Annotated in this window: 25 protein-coding genes and 1 tRNA gene; 14 read left to right on the forward strand and 12 right to left on the reverse strand. The window is 65.4% G+C overall.

Annotation, left to right across the window (positions count from 1 at the left end):
- Positions 1–5 precede the first annotated feature (5 nt).
- The 7 genes from AC3WS4_RS13315 to AC3WS4_RS13345 all read left to right on the forward strand — a co-directional run bounded on the left by AC3WS4_RS13315 (position 6) and on the right by AC3WS4_RS13345 (position 5,306).
- Positions 6–398, forward strand: a complete 393-nt coding sequence (locus AC3WS4_RS13315; RefSeq protein WP_492742825.1) for a PaaI family thioesterase — start codon at positions 6–8, stop codon at positions 396–398.
- Positions 386–1,123 carry a DNA repair protein RecO gene (gene recO / locus AC3WS4_RS13320; protein ID WP_492739720.1) on the forward strand — a complete coding sequence of 246 codons (738 nt, stop codon included), beginning with the start codon at positions 386–388 and terminating at the stop codon, positions 1,121–1,123. The genes AC3WS4_RS13315 and recO overlap by 13 nt, the downstream gene beginning before the upstream one ends.
- 177 nt (positions 1,124–1,300) lie before the next feature.
- Positions 1,301–2,347, forward strand: coding sequence for a 3-isopropylmalate dehydrogenase (gene leuB, locus AC3WS4_RS13325; RefSeq protein WP_492739718.1), 1,047 nt, complete (start codon positions 1,301–1,303; stop codon positions 2,345–2,347).
- 5 nt (positions 2,348–2,352) lie between these two features.
- Positions 2,353–3,558 (forward strand): trans-sulfuration enzyme family protein, encoded by a 1,206-nt coding sequence (locus AC3WS4_RS13330; protein WP_492739716.1) that lies wholly within the window; start codon positions 2,353–2,355, stop codon positions 3,556–3,558.
- 20 nt (positions 3,559–3,578) lie between these two features.
- On the forward strand, positions 3,579–3,980 hold the full coding sequence (apaG, locus tag AC3WS4_RS13335; protein WP_187141451.1) for a Co2+/Mg2+ efflux protein ApaG: 402 nt from the start codon (positions 3,579–3,581) through the stop codon (positions 3,978–3,980).
- Positions 3,977–4,768 carry a LysR family transcriptional regulator gene (locus AC3WS4_RS13340; RefSeq protein ID WP_056351805.1) on the forward strand — a complete coding sequence of 264 codons (792 nt, stop codon included), beginning with the start codon at positions 3,977–3,979 and terminating at the stop codon, positions 4,766–4,768. The genes apaG and AC3WS4_RS13340 overlap by 4 nt, the downstream gene beginning before the upstream one ends.
- A 61-nt stretch (positions 4,769–4,829) precedes the next feature.
- Positions 4,830–5,306: a DUF417 family protein gene (locus tag AC3WS4_RS13345; RefSeq protein WP_492739715.1), complete on the forward strand. Its 477-nt coding sequence runs from the start codon at positions 4,830–4,832 to the stop codon at positions 5,304–5,306.
- Here AC3WS4_RS13345 and AC3WS4_RS13350 read toward each other — a convergent pair whose 3' ends face one another.
- From AC3WS4_RS13350 to parE, 4 genes are all read right to left on the reverse strand, one after another.
- Entirely contained in the window at positions 5,307–6,614 is a 1,308-nt protein-coding gene (locus AC3WS4_RS13350; RefSeq protein WP_492739714.1) for a serine hydrolase, read from the reverse strand.
- Complete coding sequence (locus AC3WS4_RS13355; protein ID WP_492739713.1) at positions 6,611–7,198, reverse strand: hypothetical protein; 588 nt, start codon at positions 7,196–7,198, stop codon at positions 6,611–6,613. Before AC3WS4_RS13355 ends, AC3WS4_RS13350 begins: the two co-directional genes overlap by 4 nt.
- Positions 7,195–7,716: an RNA polymerase sigma factor gene (locus tag AC3WS4_RS13360; protein ID WP_492739712.1), complete on the reverse strand. Its 522-nt coding sequence runs from the start codon at positions 7,714–7,716 to the stop codon at positions 7,195–7,197. Before AC3WS4_RS13360 ends, AC3WS4_RS13355 begins: the two co-directional genes overlap by 4 nt.
- 83 nt (positions 7,717–7,799) lie before the next feature.
- Positions 7,800–9,779 carry a DNA topoisomerase IV subunit B gene (gene parE, locus AC3WS4_RS13365; RefSeq protein ID WP_492739711.1) on the reverse strand — a complete coding sequence of 660 codons (1,980 nt, stop codon included), beginning with the start codon at positions 9,777–9,779 and terminating at the stop codon, positions 7,800–7,802.
- A gap of 168 nt (positions 9,780–9,947) precedes the next feature.
- Here parE and AC3WS4_RS13370 point away from each other — a divergent pair, with 168 nt between their 5' ends.
- On the forward strand, positions 9,948–10,784 hold the full coding sequence (locus AC3WS4_RS13370; protein WP_492739710.1) for an outer membrane protein: 837 nt from the start codon (positions 9,948–9,950) through the stop codon (positions 10,782–10,784).
- 63 nt (positions 10,785–10,847) lie between these two features.
- On the opposite strand, the gene AC3WS4_RS13375 is transcribed toward AC3WS4_RS13370, so the two are convergent.
- Together AC3WS4_RS13375 and AC3WS4_RS13380 are read right to left on the reverse strand one after the other, a co-directional pair.
- Entirely contained in the window at positions 10,848–11,249 is a 402-nt protein-coding gene (locus AC3WS4_RS13375) for a PaaI family thioesterase (protein ID WP_187141427.1), read from the reverse strand.
- Between the two features lie 10 nt (positions 11,250–11,259).
- Positions 11,260–11,952: a GcrA family cell cycle regulator gene (locus tag AC3WS4_RS13380; RefSeq protein ID WP_492739709.1), complete on the reverse strand. Its 693-nt coding sequence runs from the start codon at positions 11,950–11,952 to the stop codon at positions 11,260–11,262.
- Positions 11,953–12,063: 111 nt separating this feature from the next.
- On the opposite strand from AC3WS4_RS13380, the gene AC3WS4_RS13385 reads away from it, so the two are divergent.
- Positions 12,064–12,948, forward strand: coding sequence for an ABC transporter permease (locus AC3WS4_RS13385; protein WP_492739708.1), 885 nt, complete (start codon positions 12,064–12,066; stop codon positions 12,946–12,948).
- Between the two features lie 9 nt (positions 12,949–12,957).
- Here the strand turns inward: AC3WS4_RS13385 and hspQ are convergent, their stop codons facing one another.
- Positions 12,958–13,341: a heat shock protein HspQ gene (gene hspQ, locus AC3WS4_RS13390; protein ID WP_082545292.1), complete on the reverse strand. Its 384-nt coding sequence runs from the start codon at positions 13,339–13,341 to the stop codon at positions 12,958–12,960.
- Between the two features lie 180 nt (positions 13,342–13,521).
- On the opposite strand from hspQ, the gene AC3WS4_RS13395 reads away from it, so the two are divergent.
- Positions 13,522–14,169 (forward strand): Yip1 family protein, encoded by a 648-nt coding sequence (locus AC3WS4_RS13395; RefSeq protein ID WP_492739707.1) that lies wholly within the window; start codon positions 13,522–13,524, stop codon positions 14,167–14,169.
- A 69-nt stretch (positions 14,170–14,238) separates the two neighbouring features.
- Here AC3WS4_RS13395 and AC3WS4_RS13400 read toward each other — a convergent pair.
- Positions 14,239–14,328 (reverse strand) — tRNA-Ser (locus tag AC3WS4_RS13400).
- Between the two features lie 341 nt (positions 14,329–14,669).
- On the opposite strand from AC3WS4_RS13400, the gene AC3WS4_RS13405 reads away from it, so the two are divergent.
- The 4 genes from AC3WS4_RS13405 (at position 14,670) to AC3WS4_RS13420 (ending at position 18,816) form a co-directional block, all read left to right on the forward strand.
- Positions 14,670–15,638, forward strand: a complete 969-nt coding sequence (locus AC3WS4_RS13405) for a right-handed parallel beta-helix repeat-containing protein (protein ID WP_492739706.1) — start codon at positions 14,670–14,672, stop codon at positions 15,636–15,638.
- A 59-nt stretch (positions 15,639–15,697) separates the two neighbouring features.
- The gene (locus AC3WS4_RS13410; protein ID WP_056351761.1) at positions 15,698–16,645 is read left to right on the forward strand and encodes a NosD domain-containing protein; all 948 of its coding nucleotides are present in this window, start codon (positions 15,698–15,700) and stop codon (positions 16,643–16,645) included.
- Between the two features lie 175 nt (positions 16,646–16,820).
- Complete coding sequence (locus AC3WS4_RS13415; RefSeq protein ID WP_492739705.1) at positions 16,821–17,792, forward strand: right-handed parallel beta-helix repeat-containing protein; 972 nt, start codon at positions 16,821–16,823, stop codon at positions 17,790–17,792.
- Between the two features lie 58 nt (positions 17,793–17,850).
- On the forward strand, positions 17,851–18,816 hold the full coding sequence (locus AC3WS4_RS13420; RefSeq protein WP_492739792.1) for a right-handed parallel beta-helix repeat-containing protein: 966 nt from the start codon (positions 17,851–17,853) through the stop codon (positions 18,814–18,816).
- 50 nt (positions 18,817–18,866) lie between these two features.
- On the opposite strand, the gene virB11 is transcribed toward AC3WS4_RS13420, so the two are convergent.
- From virB11 to AC3WS4_RS13440, 4 genes are read right to left on the reverse strand one after another with little or no spacing between them, the layout of a single operon-like run.
- Positions 18,867–19,868: a P-type DNA transfer ATPase VirB11 gene (gene virB11, locus AC3WS4_RS13425; RefSeq protein ID WP_056351750.1), complete on the reverse strand. Its 1,002-nt coding sequence runs from the start codon at positions 19,866–19,868 to the stop codon at positions 18,867–18,869.
- Between the two features lies 1 nt (position 19,869).
- A complete protein-coding gene (locus AC3WS4_RS13430; protein WP_492739704.1) occupies positions 19,870–20,934 on the reverse strand; it encodes a TrbI/VirB10 family protein in 1,065 nt (354 codons plus the stop codon).
- Positions 20,931–21,629 (reverse strand): TrbG/VirB9 family P-type conjugative transfer protein, encoded by a 699-nt coding sequence (locus AC3WS4_RS13435; RefSeq protein WP_492739703.1) that lies wholly within the window; start codon positions 21,627–21,629, stop codon positions 20,931–20,933. The genes AC3WS4_RS13430 and AC3WS4_RS13435 overlap by 4 nt, the downstream gene beginning before the upstream one ends.
- A complete protein-coding gene (locus AC3WS4_RS13440; RefSeq protein ID WP_492739702.1) occupies positions 21,626–22,453 on the reverse strand; it encodes a VirB8 family type IV secretion system protein in 828 nt (275 codons plus the stop codon). The genes AC3WS4_RS13435 and AC3WS4_RS13440 overlap by 4 nt, the downstream gene beginning before the upstream one ends.
- Positions 22,454–22,463 lie beyond the last annotated feature (10 nt).

Genomic DNA, 22,463 nt, shown 5'->3' on the forward strand with positions numbered 1-22,463 from the left:
GGACGATGGATTTTGGCGCGATGATGCCGCTGGCGGGGACGCTCGGGGTGACGATCCAGGAAGGGACTAAGGAGCGCGTCGCGGGCAAGCTGCCGGTGCGGGCGGAGATCTGCACCGCTGGGAACATTGTCCATGGTGGCGCGATCATGGCGTTCGCCGATTGCCTTGGCGCGGTGGGCGCTTTCCTGACGCTGCCCGAGGGCGCCACGGGCACGACGACGATCGAGAGCAAGACCAATTTCCTCGGTGGCGGGCCGGTCGGGTCGGTGCTGGTCGGCGAAGCGACCCCGGTGAAGGTCGGCAACCGCGTGTCGGTGTGGCAGACGCGCATCCGCACCGAAGAGGGCGCCGATGTCGCGCTGGTGACGCAGACGCAGCTGGTGCTTTGGCCAGCCTGAGCGCCGAAGCCATCGTCTGCGCGGTGCGCGTGCATGGCGAGCATGGCGCGATACTGCGCGCGCTGACGCGCGAGGCGGGGCTGGTCGTGGGCTATGTGCGCGGCGGGCGATCGCGGCGGCTTCGCCCGATATTGATGCCGGGCAATCTGGTCGCGCTCGAACTGCGGGCGCGGACCGAGGAGCAGTTGGCGGGGGCGACGGCCGAATTGCTGGCGAGCCGCGCGCCGTTGCTGGCCGAGCCGCTACCGTCGGCCGCGATCGACTGGGTGACGAGCCTGACCGCCGCGATCCTGCCCGAGAGCCAGCCTTACCCGGCGCTTTTCGATGCGCTGTCGGGGTTGCTCGATGCGATCGGGGTGGCGCCTTCGGCGCGGCTATGGGCGGCGGCGCTGGCGCGGTATGAGCTGTTGCTGCTCGCCGAACTGGGGTTCGGGCTCGATCTCGACGAATGCGTGGTGACGGGGTCACGGAATGGTCTGGCATTTGTCAGTCCGAAGTCGGGCGGCGCGGTGTGTGTCGAGGCGGCGGTCGGATATGAGGAGCGGTTGCTTCGCCTTCCGGCGTTCCTGCGGGGCGCAGGCGCGGTCGAGGCGATGGACGATGTACTAGACGGGCTGGCGATCACCGGGCATTTCCTCGACCGCGATCTGCTCGAAGGGCGCAACCGCGAACTGCTCGGCGTACGCGCGCGGCTGATCGACCGGCTCGGCAGGGCGGTTGCATAGCCCATTCGCCATGCCGCGCTTGACCCGGCACCCGCCTTTTCATCCTCAAGACGAGGCGGGCCCCGGATCAAGTCCGGGGTGACGAACAAGAAGGCCCGGCGGTGCTCCGCCAACGCGACGGTTGCGTCGTGCGCGCTCGCTGCCTAAGCGGCTCGCGAGACACGAAAGGGCGACGCATTGAATATCCTGCTGCTGGCTGGCGATGGTATCGGTCCGGAAATCATGGCGGAGGCCGAGAAGGTGCTCGCCGCGCTCGCGCTTCCGGTGACGCTCGACCGCGCGCTCGTCGGCGGTGCCGCTTATGAGGCAACCGGCCACCCGCTGCCGCCCGAGACGTTGGCCAAGGCGAAGGCGGCTGATGCACTCCTGTTCGGGGCGGTCGGCGATCCGCGCTTCGACAGTGTCGAACGCCATCTGCGGCCCGAACAGGCGATTTTGGGGCTGCGCTCCGAACTCGGGCTGTTCGCCAATCTGCGGCCCGCGAAGCTGTTCGCGGGGCTGGAAGACAGTTCGGCGCTGCGTCCCGAGGTCGCCTCGGCGATCGACCTGCTGATCGTGCGCGAGCTCAACGGCGACGTCTATTTCGGCGAGAAGGGCACCCGCACCACCGCCAGCGGCGAGCGTGAAGGCTATGACATCATGTCATATAGCGAGAGCGAAGTGCGGCGCATCGCGCATGTCGCGTTCCGCGCGGCGCAGGGACGCCAGAAGCGGCTCTGCTCGGTCGACAAGGCCAATGTGCTGGAGACGTCGCAGCTGTGGCGCGATGTCGTGATCGAGGTGGCGGCGGAATACCCCGACGTGACGCTGAGCCATATGTATGTCGACAATGCCGCGATGCAGCTGGTGCGCAATCCGGGGCAGTTCGACGTCGTCGTCACCGGCAATCTGTTCGGCGACATATTGTCCGACCAGGCGTCGATGTGTGTGGGGTCGATCGGCCTGCTCGCCTCGGCCTCGCTGAGCGAGGGCAAGCAGGGGCTGTACGAACCGATCCACGGCAGCGCCCCCGATATTGCCGGCAAGGGCATCGCCAATCCGCTGGCGATGATATTGTCGCTCGCGATGTTGCTGCGTCATTCGGGCGGCGACGAGGCGAGCGCGGCGCGGATCGAGGCGGCGGTGGGACAAGTGCTGGCGGACGGATGCCGCGGCGCCGACCTGGGCGGTACGATGAGCACGGCGGCGCTGGGTGATGCGGTCGTGGCGGTTTTGAACGGATAAGGCAGATGAAAAAGACAACGGGTTTCGATCGCGGTACTACGCGCAACTGGCATCCCGCGACGCAGGCGGTGCGCGGCGGCACCTGGCGCAGCGAGCATGGCGAGACGTCGGAGGCTCTGTTCCTGACCTCGGGCTACACCTACGACAGCGCCGAGGAAGTGGCGGCGCGCTTTGCCGGCGAAGCGCAGGGCATGACCTATTCGCGGTTGCAGAACCCGACGGTGGCGATGCTCGAGGAGCGGATCGCGCTGATGGAAGGCGCCGAGGCGTGCCGGACGCAGGCGACCGGCATGGCGGCGATGACTACGGCACTGCTGTGCCAATTGTCGGCGGGCGACCATATCGTCGCGGCGAAGGCGGCGTTCGGGTCGTGCCGCTGGCTGGTCGACCATCTCTGCCCGCGCTTCGGCATCGAGACGACGGTGATCGACGGGCGCGACAATGACGCGTGGGAAAAGGCGATCAAGCCGAACACCAAGGTCTTTTTCTTCGAGACGCCCGCCAATCCGACGATGGACATCGTCGACATGAAGCATGTCTGCGCCGTCGCGAAAGCGCATGGGATCACCAGCGTCGTCGACAATGCGTTCGCGACCGCGGTGCTGCAGCGCCCGATGGATTTCGGCGCCGATGTTGTCGCCTATTCGGCGACCAAGCTGATGGAAGGGCAGGGCCGCGTGCTCGCCGGCGCGGTGTGCGGGACCGAGAAGTTCATCAACGAGGTGCTGTTGCCGTTCCAGCGCAACACCGGGCCGAACCTGTCGCCGTTCAACGCCTGGGTGGTGCTGAAGGGTCTCGAAACGCTCGACCTGCGCGCGCGGCGCCAGTCCGAAAATGCGCTCGCGGTCGGCAAGGCGATCGAAAAACGGGTGACCAGGATGTTGCACCCCGGACTGGCGAGCCATCCGCAGCATAATCTGGCGATGAGCCAGATGGACGCGTGCGGGCCGATCTTCTCGTTCGTCCTCGAAGGCCGCGAACAGGCGATGGGATTTCTCAACGCGCTGGAACTGGTCGATGTTTCGAACAATATCGGCGATTCGCGCAGCCTGTGCTGCCATCCCGCCTCGACCACCCATTATGGCGTCAGCGCCGAGGCGCGCGCCGATATGGGCGTCGTCGAAGGCATGTTGCGGATCAATATCGGGCTGGAGGATCCGCGCGACCTGATCGCCGATCTGGACCAGGCATTGACCAAGGTCGGGCTTTAGGCGATTTTGACGGCGTGACGATGATCGACTCCTTCTTTCCCTATGCGGAAACGACCGGCGCGGTGACGGTGCGGGTGGCGGTCAGCTATCTGCCCGAACAGTCGCACCCGTCGCTGGGGCGCTGGTTCTGGGCCTATCATGTCCGCATCGAAAACCATGGGGACACCGCCGTGCAACTGATCAACCGCCATTGGCGCATCGTCGACGGGCGCGGACAGGTCAGCGAGGTCGAGGGCGAAGGCGTGGTCGGCGAGCAGCCGATCATCCAGCCGGGCGGTGCGTTCGACTATGTTTCGGGATGCCCGTTGCCGACCCCGGAGGGATCGATGATCGGCAGTTACGACATGGAGGGCGCCGACGGCGGACATATGCTGATCGCGATCCCCCAATTCGCCCTGAAGATGCCTGCGACCGCCCCATGAAACGCACCCATTTGCCGCTCAACGCGCTGCGCGTATTCGATGCAGCGGCCCGGCACCTGAGCTTCACCCGCGCCGCCGACGAGCTGGCGGTGACCCCCGCCGCGGTCGGGCAGCAGATTCGCGCGCTCGAGGATATGCTGGGCGTGGTGCTGTTCCGCCGCACGCCCAAGGGGCTGGAACTGACCGGCGAGGCCGATGCCGGGCTCGACGCGCTGCGCCAGGGGTTCCTGCAGTTCGAGGAATCGGTGCGCGCGATGCAGGCGGGGCAATCGTCGCAGTCGCTGACGATCGCCGCGCCGCGCGACCTGACCGCCAAATGGCTGGCGCCGCGCCTCGCGCGTTACAGCCAGCAGGCGCCCGATGTGCGCTTCACCCTGGTGTCGGCGGACGGCGGGATCGATTTTACCGAAGCGAACCTCGATCTCGCGATCTTCTGGAGCGACGGCACCGGCGATCATGAGGGCGTCGCGCTGGCCGAGGCGATGATGGTGACCGTCGCGGGTCCGGGCAGCGCGAGCGACACGCGGATCGCCTGGCCGGGTTGCCCGGTCGACGACGGCGAACCCGCGCTGCGGCTGGGCGATGCGGGGCTGGCGATCGACGCCGCCGCCAACGGGCTGGGACAGGCCAATGTCCCCGCGATGCTCGCCGAGGCCGATATCGCCTCGGGCCGGGTGCGGCTGGTGCGCGAGGCCTTTGCCGTGAAGCGCGGTTACTGGCTGGTCGCGCCGACGCCGCAGTGGCGGCAGGCGAAGGTCAAGGCGCTGGTCGCGGCGCTGACCGCTTGATGTAACCTGCGGCGAATCTTTCCCGAACCCGTTGGCAATCGAGACCAACAGGGGAATATCAATGTGGAAATTTGCGGACCGGTTGCCTCCGGTAACCTTCGGCCTTGCGACGCTGCGCTGGTCGCTGGTGCTGATCTTTGCGCTCTTCGGAATAGCGAAATTCGCCGCCTATGAGGCCGAGGGTGTCGCGCAGATCGCCATGGGCTATCCGCTGTTCGCCTGGATGTACCCGTTGATCGGGGGGCAGGGTGCGAGCAACGTCATCGGCGTGATCGAATTGGCCGCGGGCGCGCTAATCGCGCTTGGAGCCTGGTCGCACCGCGCCGGGCTGGTCGGGGCCTTGATGGGTGTCTGCACCTTCCTGATCACGCTCAGCTTTGCCCTCGGCGCTCCTTTGTGGGAGCCGGGCTACGGTTTTCCGTTCATGGGGGCGTTCGCGCAATTTCTGTTCAAGGACGCGGTGCTGCTCGCCGGGTGCGTGACTCTGGCGCTGCATGCCGGGCACGCGTTGCGGGAGCAGGCCGGAGCGGTCGCCTGATTATCTGGCGGCGAGCGCCAGCAACCGGGTGACCAGTCCGGCGATCGTTTCGGTCGAGACCGCCGCGTCGGGGTTGTTCCAGCTCATCGTGACGACGACCCATTTGCCATCGGCCTCGCGCTGGCCGAGCAGGCTCATCGACAGCACGCCAAGCTCAGAGCCGCCCTTGTAGCCGAGATAGGACCAGCCCTTCGCCGCGCCGGGGCCGACGCCGTTGTTGATCGCCATTGCTGCCATCGTCGTATCCGACTGGCGCGCGCGCAGGTCGATGAAGGCGCGGGCGATGTCGGTGGGGCTGGCGAACCATTCGAGGCTATCGATGAAGCGCGGGCCGCCGCTGAAGCTGACGCCGTCGACGTTGGCGAGGGTCAGCCGATCCTTGTTCGTTTCGATGAGTTTGCGCTGCGCCTTGTCGTCGGCGGCGACGAAGGCGGTGCGTTCGGCGGCGAAATTGTCGCCCTTGAGCGCGAAGGCCTCGACCGTGGTCAGGAACGGGATGTTGCGCGACGGGTCGCTGTGGCCGGTGCCGCGCATCCGCGCCTCGATCTTCTCGCGGCCGAGCAGGTGGATCAGCGTGTCGGTGGCGCCATTGTCGCTGACCGAGATCATCCAGTTGGCGAGCGTCTGGAGCGTCACCGGGGTGTCTTTCGGCCAGTTGGCGGTCGCGCTCGACGAAAAGCTGAAGTGCGACAGCGGCACGACGTCGGACCATTTGCGCTGGCCGGCGGCGACCTGGGCCGCCAGTTCGTCGAGAATGTAGAGCTTGAAGGTCGAGCCGATCGCGAATTGCCGGTCGGGCTGCGTGGCGGCGATGGGCCTGATCGTCGCGCCGTCGAGTTCGGCGACGAGGAAGCCGGTGGCGCCGGGGAGCGCGGCGATCTCGCTTGTTACACGGTCGAAACTGTCGCCCGCCATGGTGAAGCCGGTGATCCGCAGCCCGGTGACGCGGGCGCCCTCGCCGGCGCCGACTTCGAGCGCGATCGTGCCGACGCCCTTTTCGAAGCGGAGCATCACCGTTCCGGCGCGGCCATTGGCCGATGTGGCGCTGTCGACGGCCACCGGGGCGCCATATTGGGCGATCAGGCTGGCGGTGATCGCCTGGAACTGCGCCTCGGGCACCGCGGTCTGGAAGGACGGGTCGAAATAGTCGGCATAGGCGATGCGCCCGGCGAGCAGGTCGACGAGCTGCGCAGCGTGCTTGTCGAAGGCCGTGGCGGCGGCAGCAGCCGTTTCGGGCGGCTGGGCATAAGACACCGCCGACGGGGCGATCAGCGTCGCAGCGAGCAGGGCGGTCAGCATGGGCTTCATTCGGAGTCTCCTGGCGTGGCCGCGCGGTCGATCCGGTCGATCCGGGCGCGGAGCATGGCGGCGGCGCGGTGGTTGAGCAACCAGATGCCACCGAAAAGCAGCAGCGGAAGCACGAGGAACAGCGTGAGGCCGAGCGCATCGGTCCGGCCGAGCAATATCGCCTCGCCCGCCATGAAGGTCAGCAGGCCGGGAAGCAGCGGCGCGAGATACCAAAGGCCGACCCGCGCGAGCATATGTTCCTCGCGGACCAGCCGGGCGCGGTAAAAGGCCCGAACGTCGGCCGCCTCGGCGTCCGGGTCGGGGCGCGAGGTGCGGCGCGCCAGTTGCCAGACGACGACCAGCACGCCGGCGATGACCAGCAGGCTGCCGATCTTGAGCAGCGCGCCGGGCAGGATGATGGCGTAGAGCGAGAAGCCCGCGAGCACGATCGCAGCGGCGATATATTCGCGGCGGTTGCGGCGCCGGACGATATCGCCGAACCGCGCCGCACGGCGCTTGATCTCGTCGAGCGGCAGCGGGGCGAGAGCGGCGTCGCCGCCCTGCCAAAGCCCGTGCAGGCGGGCGTCGTCGGAAAAATCGGTCATACGGCACCTCCTTGCGCGAAGCGGCGCGTGAGCATGGCTTTGAAGCGGTGGATCTTGGTCGTCACGGAGTCGGGCGAAACGCCGGTCACCTCGCCAATCTCGGCGCTTGCTATCCCCTCGAGATAGAGCAGCAATATCTGGCGGTCGGGCGGGTCGAGGCGGTCGATGATCGACAGGATCAGCGCCATCGCCCGGTCGCTTTCCGCCGCGTCGAAAGGGGAGGGGGCGTCGGTCGCGAGGTCGACATCCTCGATGCTCGTCCAGCCGCGGGCGTTGCGGCGGCGGTGTGCCAGCATGTGCGAGGTCGCACGATTGTGCGCGACGCGCCAGACCCAGGTGCTCAGCGAACAGCGCCCGTCGAAATTGGCTAAGCTTCGCCACAGCGCGACCTGCATATCCTGTTCGAGATCGCGGCGGAGATCGGGGTCGGCTTCATAGCCGCGCGCCATGCGGGCGAGCGCCGGGCCGAAGCGCGCCATCGCATCCGCAAAGAGCCTGTCCCGTCCGGCTTCGTCCACGCCGATCTCCCGTCTTTCGTGTCGCATGGCCTTTTAGTCGGCCGCGACGGAAATTTCTGACGGGAGGGGTGAAATTTATTTCGTCAGGCGTCGATCGCCGCCTCGTCGAGGGTCGCGGCATTGGCCTGGATGAACTGGAAACGATGTTCGGGATGCTTGCCCATCAGCCGGTCGACGAGGTCTTTGACCAGATGGCGTTCCTCATATTCCTGCGGCAGCGTGACGCGCAGCATCGAGCGCGTCGCGGGATCCATCGTCGTTTCTTTCAACTGGTTGGGGTTCATTTCTCCCAAGCCCTTGAAGCGGCCGACGTCGACCTTCTTGCCCTTGAACTGCGTCGCTTCGAGTTCGGCGCGGTGCGCGTCGTCGCGGGCATAGGCGGTCACATTGCCTGCGGTGAGGCGATAGAGCGGCGGCTGCGCCAGATAGACATGGCCGTTGCGAACGATGTCGGGCATCTCCTGGAAAAAGAAGGTCATCAGCAAGGTCGCGATATGCGCGCCGTCGACGTCGGCGTCGGTCATGATGACGATCTTTTCGTAGCGCAGCCGGTCGGAATCACAGTCCTTGCGCATCCCGCAGCCGAGCGCGAGCGCAAGGTCGGCGATTTCGGTGTTGGCGCGGATCTTGTCGTTGCTGGCGCTCGCGACATTGAGGATCTTGCCGCGGATCGGCAGGATCGCCTGAGTCTTGCGGTCGCGCGCCTGCTTGGCGCTGCCGCCCGCGCTGTCGCCTTCGACGATGAACAATTCGGTGCCTTCGGGACCGTCGTTCGCGCAGTCGGTAAGCTTGCCCGGCAGGCGGAGCTTACGACCGCTGGTCGCGGTCTTGCGTTTCACTTCGCGCTCGGCCTTGCGCTTCAGGCGCTCGTCCATGCGTTCAAGGATGAGGCCCAGCAGCGCACGGCCGCGGTCCATATTGTCCGACAGGAAATGGTCGAAATGGTCGCGCACAGCATTTTCGGTGAGGCGCGCCGCTTCGGGGCTCGACAGTCGGTCCTTGGTCTGGCTCTGGAACTGGGGATCGCGGATGAAGACCGAGAGCATCATCTCGCCGCCGTTGAAGACGTCCTCGGCGGTGATCTGCGCCGCCTTCTTCTGCCCGATCAACTCGCCGAAACCGCGGAGCCCCTTGGTCAGCGCCGAGCGCAGCCCGGCTTCGTGGGTGCCGCCGGCGGGGGTCGGGATGGTGTTGCAATACCAGCTGTACGACCCGTCGGACCACAAAGGCCAGGCAATCGCCCATTCGGCGCGGCCCTGATCGCCGGGGAAATCCTGGCGGCCGATGAAAGGCTCGGCGGTCGCGCATTCGCGGGTACCGATCTGTTCCTTCAGATGGTCGGCGAGGCCGCCGGGGAACTGGAACACCGCTTCGGCGGGGGTGTCGTCGCCGATCAGTTCGGGCGCGCATTTCCAGCGAATCTCGACCCCGGCAAACAGATAGGCTTTCGAGCGCGCCATACGATAGAGGCGCTGCGGCTTGAAACGCCCGTGGTCGCCGAAGATTTCAGGGTCGGGGATGAAGGATACGCTGGTGCCGCGCCGGTTGGGGGTGGGGCCGAGTTCTTCGAGCCCGCCCTGCGGCGTACCCCGCGAAAAACGCTGGCGGTACAGCAATTTGTTGCGCGCGACCTCGATCACCGTGTCGGCCGACAGCGCGTTGACGACGCTGACCCCGACGCCGTGCAGGCCGCCGGACGTGGCATAGGCCTTGCCCTCGAACTTCCCGCCCGAGTGGAGCATGGTCATGATGACCTCGAGCGCCGACTTGCCGGGGAATTTGGGGTGCGGATCGACGGGCATGCCGCGGCCGTTGTCGACCACGGTCAGGCGATTGCCGGCGTCGAGCGTGACTTCGATGCGGTTGGCATGGCCGGCGACCGCCTCGTCCATGCTGTTGTCGATCACTTCGGCGGCGAGATGGTGGAGCGCGCGTTCGTCGGTGCCGCCAATGTACATGCCGGGGCGGCGGCGCACGGGTTCGAGCCCTTCGAGCACCTCGATCTGCGAGGCGTTGTAGCTGTCGGTGGCGGGCGTGTTGCCGTCGAACAAATCGTGACTCATGACCCTGCTATAGGAGGGCGTGAAGGGCGCTGGCAAGGGCGGTTGTCGCGCCGTTCGGCCATCGCCCGACGCACTCGCTTCGTCCGATTTTCGGCAGCATGAGGAACTTCGGGGGGAAGGGGAAGGTTTCTCCGTCGACGCAAAGTCATTCAAAAAGCGGAGCAAAAAATGAAAACCCTCTCTCTCCTCGCCGCCACGGCGGCCGTGGCCGCAATGGCGACCCCGGCGTTCGCTCAAAGCGGTCGCGACACCTCGCAGGATTTCAACGGTCCCTATGTCGGCGTCACCGGTGGTTATACCGTTCAGCCGAACGATGGTCGCGAAACCTTCGTCTTCGACACCAACCAGGACGGCACCTATGGCGAAAACGTCAATACGTCGGGCGGCGCCAACGCCTTTTCGCCTGGATTCTGCGGCGGCTCGCCGAGCGGTACGGCAAACGGCAATTGCCGGAACGACAAGGACGGTTTCGAATATTTCGGCAAGCTTGGTTATGACCGGCGCATGGGCAATATCGTGATCGGTGCGGTCCTCGAAGGTGGGCGTAGCGAAGCCAAGGACAGCGTGTCGGGCTTCTCGACGACCCCCGCTGCCTATCGCTTCTCGCGCTCGGCCGACTATCAGGCCAATGCGCGGCTGCGGGCCGGCTATACCCCCGGCGGCGGCGTGCTGTTCTATGCGACCGGTGGCGGCGCCTATGCCAAGCTCGACAATCGCTTTTCGACGACGAACAGCGTGAACAGCTTCGCCGACAACGGCCGCACCAACGGCTGGGGTTATGTCGCGGGCGGCGGTGCCGAGGCGATGCTGACCAAGAATGTCTCGCTCGGCCTCGAATATCTCTACACCGACATTCAGGACGATGATTTTGTCGTCAATGTCGGGCCGGGAACCGCGGCGGCGACCAATCCGTTCCTGCAGAACGGTCCGGGTACCGACATCAAGCGCAGCGACGACCATTTCCGGACGCATAGCGTGCGTGCGAGTTTGAACTTCCGCTTCTAAACGGTTGGTACCCGTGGAAGATTTAAAGGAAGGCGCCGGACCTGCGACAGGTTCGGCGCCTTTTTACGATCGGGCGCCAGGCGCCGGAAAAATCGCGAAGCTGCCGTTGGCGCTGCTGACCAGGCGCTCGTCTTGGTAGAGGCGCGCTTCGATGTTGGCGATGCGCTTGCCGCGGTGGAGCACCGCAGCCTCGCAGGTCAGCCTGCCTTCGCCGACCCGAACATGATAGTTGAACTTGATCTCGAGCGTCGCACACCAATAATCGTCGGGCAGGAGGCTGGTCAGCGCTCCGCCCATCGCCGAATCCGCGAGACTATAGGCGACGCCGCCGTGCGCCGCGCGTTGCGGGCTGAAATGCTGCTTTGCATTGATGTCGATCGCCATCGTGCAGCGCCCGTCGCCGCGCTCGATCATTTTCATGCCGAGCGCGCGCGCGAAATCGAAATCCTGCTCGAACGGCCTCAACGGACGCCCCTCAACGGACCCGGGGGCCTCCGAACGGCGGCGGCGGCGGCGGGCGGCGGGTACCGCGCGGCAGCTGCGCCTGATAGGCGCGGCCGCAATGCTCGACGCAATAGGGGAAGCCCGGGTTCACGGCGACGCCGCAGAAATGGAAGTCGGGTTCGCCCGGGTGCCCCATCGGCCAGCGGCAGATGCGGTCGTTGAGGTCGAGCAACGTGGTCTTGCCGGCGATCTCGGGGCTCGGCTTGGCGGGCACCAGACGGCGCGGCGGCGCGGGCGGAATCGGCGCCTGCTGGTCGCCGGGACCCTGGCGGATGAAGCCGCCGGGGCCAATCGAGACGATACGCGGTGCGTCGGGCTTGCGCGGTGCGGCGTCGACGCCGCTTTCGTCATCCGACTCCGTTTGGGGGACGGGCTGCGGTTCGGGGCGCACGGGCGCGACCGGGCGCACGGGGGCCGGCGCGGCGGCGCGCGGCGCGGGCGGCGGTGCCGCAGGCTTGGGAGCCACCGGTGCGGCGACCTTTGCCGGCTTTGCCTTTTCGGTCGCCTTCACCGGCGAGGGGCGCGATTTCAGGCCCAGGCGATGCGCCTTGCCGATCACCGCGTTGCGGCTGACGCCGCCGAGTTCGTCGGCGATCTGGCTGGCGGTCAGCCCCTTTTCCCACATGTTGCGCAGGCTCTCGATGCGCTCGTCGGTCCAAGACATTCTTCAAATCCTTATCATTCCGCCGTGCGGGCGGTCCGGCGGTCCCCTGCGGAACGCGGCCGTCGTTGCCCAGCTTGCGGGAAAGTCGGGGAGGCGATAGGCGAGAACGCCATGAACGACCAGCCCCAAATTTCGCGCCCCGACTCGGGCACCATGTCGGGAGAATTCGCCGCGACCCCGCGCTTTGCGGAGCCGGGCGTCCCGCATATCCGGACGCTCAACGTGCCCGGCATGCAGGCCCTATATGTCAAAGAGGTGCGGCGCTTTTTCAAGGTGCAGCTGCAAACAATCTGGGCGCCGGCGATCACCACGCTTCTTTTTCTGGTGATATTCACCGTCGCGCTGGGCGGGGCGGGGCGCACCGTCATCGGCGTGCCCTTCGCCGATTTCGTCGCGCCGGGGCTGATCATGATGGCGATGCTGCAGAACAGCTTTGCCAATAGCTCCTTTTCGCTGCTCGTCGGGAAGATCCAGGGGACGATCGTCGACTATCTGATGCCGCCGCTCGCGGTCGGCGAATTGATCATCGCGCTGATCGGCGCGGCGGTGACGCGGGCGATCCTGGTCGGATGCGCGCTGTGGCTCGCGATGCTGCTGTGGCCGAACGTCCATGTCCTGCCCGACCATTTGTGGGCGGTCGCGGTGTTCGGCGTGCTGGGGGCTTCGATGCTCGGTTTCCTCGGCCTGATCACTTCGGTGTGGGCCGAGAAGTTCGACCACGCCGCCGCGGTGACCAATTTCGTCGTCACCCCGCTCGCGCTGCTCTCGGGCACTTTCTATGCGATCGACCGGCTGGCGCCGGCCTTCCAGTCCGTGGCGCATGCGAACCCGGTCTATTATGCGATCATGGGGTTCCGCTACGGGTTCATCGGCACCGTCGATTCGACGATCACGAACCCGGTGCTGACCGCGATCCTCGTGCTCGTCGGGGTCAATGTCGCGCTGGGCGTGGTGACCTATCGCCTGCTGGCGTCGGGCTGGAAGCTGAAGGCGTAACCGCCTGCCTCAGTGGCGGTGGATCGCGCGAAGGCGATAGCCGCCCTGGTCGAGCCATTCGAACATCGCGTCGATCTGAGGATGGTCGACCGGACCATGCTCGCCGTCGGCGACGAGATTCTGCTGGCTGACATAGGCGATATAGGACGAGTCCTCGTTTTCGGCGAGCAGGTGGTAGAAGGGCTGCTCCTTCGCCGGGCGCATGCCCTCGGGAATCGCGTCATACCATTCGTCGCTGTTCGAAAAGACGGGGTCGATGTCGAAGACGACGCCGCGGAAATCGAACAGGCGGTGACGCACGATATCGCCCGGCGCGAAGCGCGCGCGCTCGATCAGCGGGGCGACGACGGCCTTCGGGGCGCTGGCAGGGAATTCCATGGGAGATTCGGACATCATCGCCTCTATCTATGGCTATTCCCTCTTGTTTCAAGCCCGTTACACTTGGCCTGCCGAATCCCGGCTGTGACGACCGTTACAGAGGCGTCGGCAAGTTGAGCTACTTTGCTCCCGGGACGCGTACCCGGACCCGTTCGGGTTTCGGGGCCGTCCCTGGCAACCAGGGAAAGGCATAGCATGAACGAAACACCTTTTGGCGAACCCATCCCCCCCGGCACGCCGGCCGCGGGCATCGTCCAGCGTGCCAAGGACATCATCCTGAAGCCGAGCGAGACCTGGGCCGCGATCGACACCGAGCCGGCGACCACCCAGTCGATCTATATGCCCTATGTGCTGGTCCTCGCCGCGATCGGTCCGGTCGCGCAGTTCATCGGCGGACAGGTGTTCGGCATCGGCATTTTGGGCATGACCTTTCGCCCGCCGCTCGTCGGCGCGCTGGTGTCGTCCATCCTGTCCTATGGCATGACGCTCGCGACCACCTTCGTGCTGGCGCGGATCATCGACGGGCTGGCGCCCAACTTCGGCGGGCAGAAGAACCAGATCCAGGCGTTGAAGGTTGCGGCCTATTCGGCCACGGCCGCCTGGCTCGCCGGAATCTTCGGCATCGTGCCGTCGCTGGCGGTCCTGGGGATCGTGGGGCTTTACAGCCTGTATCTGCTCTATCTGGGCCTGCCGATCCTGATGAAGGTGCCGCAGGACAAGGCGGTCGGCTATACGGTCGTCGTGGTGATCGCCGCGATCGCGCTGTTCCTGGTGGTCGGGCTGGTCGTCGGGCTGATCGCCGCGCCGCTCATCGCCCCGACGATCGTCGCACCAACGCTCTGAAGCCCCGCGGCCGCTCCGAAGATCCTTCGAAGCGGCCCGCGGCCTCACCGTTGGTCGATAACGGGAAAATGGAGGAGAGTGAGGGATTCGAACCCTCGGTACCGTTGCCGGCACTTCGCATTTCGAGTGCGACGCTTTCGACCACTCAGCCAACTCTCCTCGCTGAGGCAGACGCCCCTAGCGACGGCGCGATGATGTTGCAACCCCCCTGCGGCACGCAAAGCGTGCCTCGGCGACAAGAGTCCGCGAAAAGAACGGGATAGCGCGTCCCCGTCCGTTTCTGCTCGCATGGTTAAGCGCTTGCTAGCCATGTCCGATCCTGTCATGTTCGCGCCGGGGAGACCGCCGCTTCACCGAAGTCGGCGAATCTTCGTGCGCGATCGGGAAGGGGCGGCACGAAAGGCACCGCTTTTCCGGATCGATCGCAGCATTTGGGTGGGACTTGTTCCGATCGCGCGGCCTTGGGCCGACAGGCGACCGGGCGATCATTGGGGGTGTTTATGACCAGATATACTATGCGCGCGCTATGGGCGGCGTTTGCGGTGCTGTTAGCCATTCCGCTGGCGACGCCGGCCTCGGCACAGGCGACGCGGACCTGGGTTTCGGGCGTCGGCGACGACGTCAATCCGTGCAGCCGGACCGCGCCGTGTCGCACTTTCGCAGGCTCGATTTCGAAGACCGCAGCGGGCGGTGAGATCAATTGCCTCGACCCCGCCAGCTTTGGCACGGTGACGATCACCAAGTCGATCAAGCTGCTCTGCGACAATGTCGACGCGACGATCATCGCCAGCGGTACCAATGGCATCACGATCGCCGCCGGCGCGTCCGACAATGTCGTGATCAGCGGCATCAACATCGATGGGATCAACACGGGAACCAACGGCGTGCGCATCAATAGCGCGGCCAATGTGCACCTGCGCAATATGACGATTCGCGGTTTCCGTGGCGCGACGAGCTATGGCGTCACCTTCACGCCGACCACCGCCACGACCTCGCTGGTCATCGACAATGTCACGCTGGTCAAGAACGGCGTCGGCAACGGGTCGGGCGGCATCCTGGTGCAGCCGGGAAACAATGTCGCCGCGAAGGTCGCGATCAACAATCTCCAGGCCAGCGACATCGCCGGCACGGCGGTGCGTTTCGACACGACCGGTTTCACCGGCGTGACGGTGAAGGCCACGCTGACGAACAGCGTGTTCACCGACTCGGCCAGCGCGATCTTCGCGAAGGTTCCGACCGGCAATGTCGTCGATGCGGTGATCAGCAAAAATGTGATCAGCGGCGGCCAGAACGGCATCGTCGCGCAGGACGTCGGCGCAAGCCTTTATGCCAGCGGCAACCTGATTTCGCAGAACAGCGCCTTTGGCGTGCGTTCGGTCAGCGGCGGCGCGATGGTCAGCCTCGGCGACAATGAGGTGATCAACAACGGCAACAACGGCGCGTTCACCGCGACCGTCGGCAAGCAATAATCTCCGGCGCGCCGCCCGCGGGGGTGGTGCGCTTTGGGTACAGATTTGGGGAAACGATCATGAGACATTCCATCAAAGCGCTGATTTACGCGTCCGCCGCGGTTGCCGGCACGATGGCCTTTGCCGCACCGGCATCGGCGCAGGCCACGAAGACCTGGATTTCGGGGGTCGGTGACGACGCCAACCCGTGCAGCCGCACCGCGCCGTGCAAGACCTTTGCCGGGGCGATTTCGAAGACCGCCGCCAGCGGCGAGATCAGCTGCCTCGATCCGGGCGGCTTTGGCGCGGTGACGATCACCAAGGCGATCACCATCGAATGCGACACGACGACCGCCGCCATCCTGGTTTCCGCCGGCAACGGCATCAACGTCAATGCGGGTGTGAGCGACATTGTCATCATCAGCGGCATCGATTTCGAAGGCTTCGGCCAGGGCGGACGCGCGGTGAACATCCTCCAGGCTGGCGGGGTGGTTGTCCGCAATTCGACCGTTCGCGGGTTCCGTGGGGGCGCCACCGGCAATGCGATCAATTTCGCCCCGGCCAATGCGGGAAGCTCGTTGACCGTCGAGAATGTGACGATGACGGCCAACAATGGCGGAATCGTCGTGGTTCCCGCGAATGGCGGCCTCGCGACGGTTTCGGTGAACAACGTCCGGATCACCGGCAACACCGATTCGGGCGTGTTCATCCAGCCGGTCAACGCAGGCACCACGGTCAAGGCGACAGTGTCCAACAGCCTGCTCGCCGATACCGGCACTGCGCTTGCGGCGACGACGTCGGGCAACTCGATCCAGTTGCTGGTCAAGGACAATGTCATCACCGGCAACAGTAACGGCGTGGTGGTTGCCGGCAGCAGCCTGTCGTCGCAGCTCGTCGGCAACCGCATCGCGGGCAACGGAATCGCCATCGCGGCCGCGAGCGGCGCCAATCTGCAATCCTATGGCGACAATGTCATCGTCGCCAACACGACGAACGGTAGTTTCACTGGCTCGGTCGTGAAGCAGTAACGGAGCGATCGGCAGAAAATTGGGGCGTCCGGCGAAAGCCGGGCGCCCTTTTTCGTGTGCGTCAGACATCGCGGGATTGTTGCGATCAGTTTTTCGCTCTCGATTGCAGGGCATTAACCCCGCGTTGTCCGGTTATGGCTACGATCGTGGCCGGCGACGGCTCGAGGGGAAGAACATGCCGGAATATTTTATGCGGGCATCGCTCGCCGCGTGCGCATCGCTGTTGGCGTTGCCGTTCGCGACGCCGGCAGCGGCGCAGGCAACGCGGACATGGGTGTCGGGAGTTGGCGATGACGTCAACCCCTGCAGCCGCGCTGCGCCGTGCAAGACCTTTGCCGGGGCGGTTTCCAAGACTGCATGGGGCGGCGAGATCAACTGTCTCGACGGGGGTGGCTTTGGTGCGGTGACCATCACCAAAAGCATCGCAATCATATGTGACGACACATTCAATGGTGTGCTGGTGACGGGGGCGAATGCGATCACCGTGAACGCGGCCGACTATGATGTCGTTTTCTTAAGCGGCTTTGACTTTGAGGGTTTTGGAACGGGGGTCAACGCCGTTCGGTTCTTGGGCGGTGGCGGGCTGCTCATCCGCAATTCGACGATCCGCAACTTTCGCGGAACCAATGGATTCGGGATCAATTTCACACCAACCTTACCCGCCGCCCGGTTGGTGCTCGACGATGTTACCATTGTCGGCAACGGCGCGTCGAGCGGCGTGACGGGAGGGGTAATGATCCAGCCGGCAGTGAATGCCTCCGCCTCCTTCACCATTGTCAACAGCCGGGTGACCGACAATAATCGGGGCGGTATTCGCGTCGATGCTTCCGCTGACGGCGCGAGCGTCAAGGGGATGATTTCAAGCAGTGTCGTCTCTGGCAACCAGATTGGCCTTTATGTTCGGTCGGTAACTGGCGGCGGTAACGCAAATGTTGCGCTGATCGATACGGTCGTCAACGGCAACAGCAGCAGCGGCGTGCTGTCCGAGAGCGGTGCCGCCACAGTCAGCGCCAGTCGAAGCACGATCACTGACAATGGCAACGGTGTTCGGACGATGACGGGAGGAAACATCGTTAGCTTTGGCGACAACGTCGTGGCCGGTAACAACAATAATGGCGTTTTTACTGTCGTGGTACCAAAACAGTGAGAAGGTCCGCGTCGATCCACAATGAGCAACAGGCAGGTTTTCCGGGGGCGATGGCGTGATGCGATATTTGAGCCACACAGTGATGGCGTCTGCACTTGCAGCGGCCATGGGCTTTGCGGTGCCCGCATCGGCGCAGGCGACGCGCACCTGGGTGTCCGGAGTTGGAGACGATCTCAATCCTTGCAGCCGCACGGCGCCCTGCCAAACCTTTGCGGGTGCCATCGTCAAAACGGCGTCCGGGGGAGAGATCAACTGCCTCGATGCCGGGCTGTACGGCATGGTGACGATCACCAAGTCGATCTCGATCATTTGCGAAGGCCAGACTGGTAAGATACAGCCAGAGCTAACATACGAAAATCGCTTTGGCGCGATAGTCGTGGAAGCTGGCCCAGATGATAAGGTATTTCTCAGCGGGCTTGATATCCGCGGAGGAAACTGGGCCGGTCAAGGCGGGATAGCGTTCCTATCGGGCAAGGAGCTTCATGTCCGAAATTCAACCTTCCACAATCTGGGCAGTTGCGCGATCGGAGTCAGCGACGCTGGTTCGGTTCTTCTGGAAAATATAACTTCGAGCGCCAATTTTTGCGGTTTGGGTCTTCATAGAAGCTCCGCGGGGACGTTGAACTTTACGGCCAGAAATATCCGTATAACGGATAGCTTGCGGTCAGGAATTACCGTCGGCACGTCTTCGTCCACGGCGTCGGTGAAAGGCGTGGTGTCCGAGAGTCTGATTGCCACAACGACTGACGACAGCTGGGGCTTTGATAACCACGGAATAACGGCAAATGCGTCGAGCGGACAGATACATCTGACGATCGAAAACAGCATCATCAAGGACCAAAAGGTCGGAGCGATCGATGCGCGGGGGGCCGGTGCCATCCTCGGCGTGAGGGGCAGCGTTATCGCGCACAACATGCTCGGCGTTTCCTCGCAAGGTGGTGCCAGGGTGTCGAGCTACGGCGACAATATTCTGCTCGATAATGTGTCAAACGGCAGTTTCACCAATAGCGCTACCAAGAAATAGCTAGCGTCGGACGCCCAACGGATCGCCAATCGTGGGAAGCCTTCCGGCGGTCAGACGTCGCGCAGTTTGACTTCCGCGATATGGCGCTTGCCGCCGCTGCGCCCGAGCTGGACGAAGACATCGACGGTCGAGCGCACATAATGATGAACGTCGGCGCGGTCGAGGCGGCTGCCCGATTGCAGGACGAGCAGCGTGAGCTGTTCGATGGCGCGTTCGGGGCTGTCGGCGTGGATCGTCGTCATCGAGCCGGGATGGCCGCTGTTGACCGCGCGCAGGAACGAGAAGGCCTCGACGCCGCGCAGTTCGCCGAGGATGATGCGGTCGGGGCGCAGGCGCAGCGAGGCGCTAAGCAGGTCCTCCGCGGTCGTATGCGTCTCACCGAGCGCGCTGCGGGCGGCGAGCAGGCCGACGGCGTTGGGATGGTGGATGGTGATTTCGGGCGTGTCCTCGATCAGGATCAGCCGTTCGCTTGTCGACACTTCGCGCAGCAGGGCGTTGAGAAAAGTCGTCTTGCCCGACGATGTGCCGCCCGAGATCAGGACATTCTTGCGGTTCTGCACCGCGGCGCGGAGCAGTGCGGGAATGTCGCCGGCGTCGAGCAGGTCGTGCAATTTGCGGTCGAGGTCGCTGGCCTCGCCAAGCCGCCCCGCCCTGGTCGCGGCAAAGGCGCCGCTGTCGGCATAGTCCTCGAGCCGAAGGTCGGGTGAAACATGTTTGCGGATCGCCAGCACCATGCCGCCACGCGTCGCCGGCGGTGCGACGATCTGGACGCGCGCGCCGTCGGGCATCGTGGCGGACAGCAGCGGATGCTCGCGGTTGATCCCCTGATGCGACAGTGCCGCGATCTGGCGTGCGAGCCGTTCGAGAACCTGTTCGGTCAGCGCCGGGATGTCGTGGGTTTCGATCCTGCCGGTCAGCGATTCCGCCCAGGCCTCGCCCGGGCGATTGACGTAGATGTCGGTGACGTCATCGCGGCCGAGCAGGGGCGCGAGCGGCGCGAGGTAGCTGCGAAAATAGACGCGGTCGTCCGGCAGGGCCGCGACATTGCTCATCTCAGCGCCGCTCCACGCCCGAGAAATCGAGATCGCGCGCGACGAATACCGAGATGCTGGTGCCCTGCGCAACCTTCAGGGTCGGGGCAATATTGCTCGGCTGCGGGCGCTGGGTGCCGCTGCCGCCGGGAAGGATGACGACCGGCGAATTGGTCGCGCTCGCCGCGGCGTTGACGCCGATGTCGAGCACCGACTGCAGGATCGCCTCGCCGAAGCGCGAGAAGAAATGGCTGTTCACCTTGGCCTTGATCCCGCCGCGGCCGAGCGGGTCGCCCGAAGGCGAGTTCAGCGAGATCGTCGCGCCGTCGGGACGGATCAGCCGCGTCCAGGTGATGAAGGCGCGCTTCTGTCCCTGCGTCGCTTCGGAGCGATATTCGCCGATCAGGCGGCTGCCGCGCGGGATCAGCACCCGGCTGCCGTCGAAGCTGCGCACGTCGCGCGACACGACGGCACGCGAGAAGCCGGGGCGCGAGCTGTCGAGCGGGGTTTCGAGCACGGCGGGGATCAGCGAGCCCTGCACGACGGTGGTCGCGCGGTTGGCGAGCACGCCGGCGCGAACGCGTCCGGCCTCGGCGGGTGCGGCGGCGCGCGATGTCGAACCGTTGCCGTCGTCCTGCGATCCGCTCGCCGCGGCGGTCGAACCCGCGCCGTCGTAGACGAGGACCGGTCCGGCCCCGACCGCACGCGGCGGCGGCTGGGGCGGGTCATAACCCTGCGGCGGGCCCGGATTGGGTTGCGGCATATAGACGATCTGCGGCGGCGGGGGCGGCGCGTTGCGGGCCGGCGCTTCGAGATCGCGTTCCAGCGGCGCGGGCAAAAGCTGTGGCGGCTGCGGGTAATCGTCGGGGATGGCGAGCGGTGGCGGGGCGGCGCCCATCGCGGTCTGGGCGCCGGTCACGGCCGGGGCCTCTGCATTCTGGCGCCGCGCTTCGAGCGCCACGAACAGGATGATGGCGGCCAGGATCGCAAGCCCGACGAGCAGCGCGGTCGGGAGACCCTGACGCGGGCGGCGCACCTGCGGCGCGTTGGTCGGTGCCGGTTCGGGGGAGATCGTGGTGTCGGTCATTTCGCGCGCGCCTGGCTGCGGCGCACCGCGCGGGCGAGCTTGCCGTCGAGGCGGAAGACGAGGCTGGGCACGACCTCGTCGATGGTCAGGATACCGTCGCGCATCATCGCATCGACCAGCACCTCCTGCCCCAGCTTGTCGACGATATAGATGGCCGGGAGCAGGGCGTCGTCGTTCCACTGCATATAGGTGCGCTTACCATCCTCGCTGATCGCGGCGGGATAAAGTTCGCGCGTGCCGCTGAGCTTGTAGAGTCCCTGGTCGATACGCTGCTCGTCGGGCGGGGTCGAAACCGCGGTCGCTTCGGGATAGGCGAAACGAACGATCTGCGCCGCGCCCGCGCCGCCATAATTTGCCGGCGCGAGTTCGAACAAATAGGTGCGGGTGCCGGTCACCACCGTCATGTTGGTGGTGATGCCATATTGCAGCGGCTTGATGAAAATCCGGTCGCCGCGGCGGCTGGGCGAAACCTGCCATGCGCTGCTGTCGCCGAGCGCGATATTCTCGATCGTCTCATCGGGCGAGATTTCGACGGTGAGTTGATAGCCGGTCGCTGCGGTCAGTCGCACGACCTTGCCCTCGGCATAGGTGACCGACTGGATCGCCGGATCGATGCCGACCGGTTGCGGGTCGATCTGCGCCGCCGCGGGCAGCGCGACCAGCGCGGCTAGCAGGACGGGCGTCAGGCGAATCACAGCGTTACCTGTGTGCCGTCGGGAAGGACCTTCACGACGTCGCCGCGACGCATCCCGCCGGCAGGGGGTTGTGGCAGCACTTCGTCGCCGACCGCGATCGGGGCGCCTGCCGCCCCCTTTGTGGCGGGCGTGTTCGTCGCGGCAGGAACGGCGACGGGAAGCATTTCGGCGTCGCGGCGATAGCTCAGCACCTGGAAGCCGAGCGGGTTGAACACCCGGTCCTCCTGCTTCATCGGCTCGCCCGAATAGCGATATTTGATCGTCGACACCCAGCTTTGCGCCGGCTGCCAGTCGCCCGCGGCGTCGCGGCGGCGGGTGTCGAAGCGGATCAGCGCGACATTGGCGCTGATCGGGGACACGCTCTTCACCAGCGTCTCGACCATCGTGCCGCGCGGATATTTGACGAGCGGGCTGGCGGCATTGTTCGACTGCATGATCGTCAGATAGTCGCTGCGCGCCTTGTCGGCCGACCAGAGCGCGACCTTGCGATAGTCGTTCTGCACCGTGTCGACGTTATAATTCTCGCGCGCGATGACGTACTGGACGAGGAAACTTTGCGTCAGCGCGGTGTCGCCGCTGACCCGCTGCGGCTCGAGCGGGTTGAGCGCCTGGACGAAACCGGTGTGACGGTCGACGAGCAAAGTATAGGGCTCGACGGTCTTGAGCGGGGTCAGGAAGACCAGCGCGATCGCTTCGAACAGTGCGATCGCCGCCGCAACGCCGGCGACGATCCACGCGGTCCGGCGCGATTTCGTCAGCTCGTCGTGACGGTCGGCGCCCCAGCTTTCGGCGGCCTGCAGATAGTCTTCGCGGTTCTGTTTCATATCCTGCTTC

Source organism: Sphingopyxis sp. EU05-FHT14B03 (assembly GCF_058790875.1).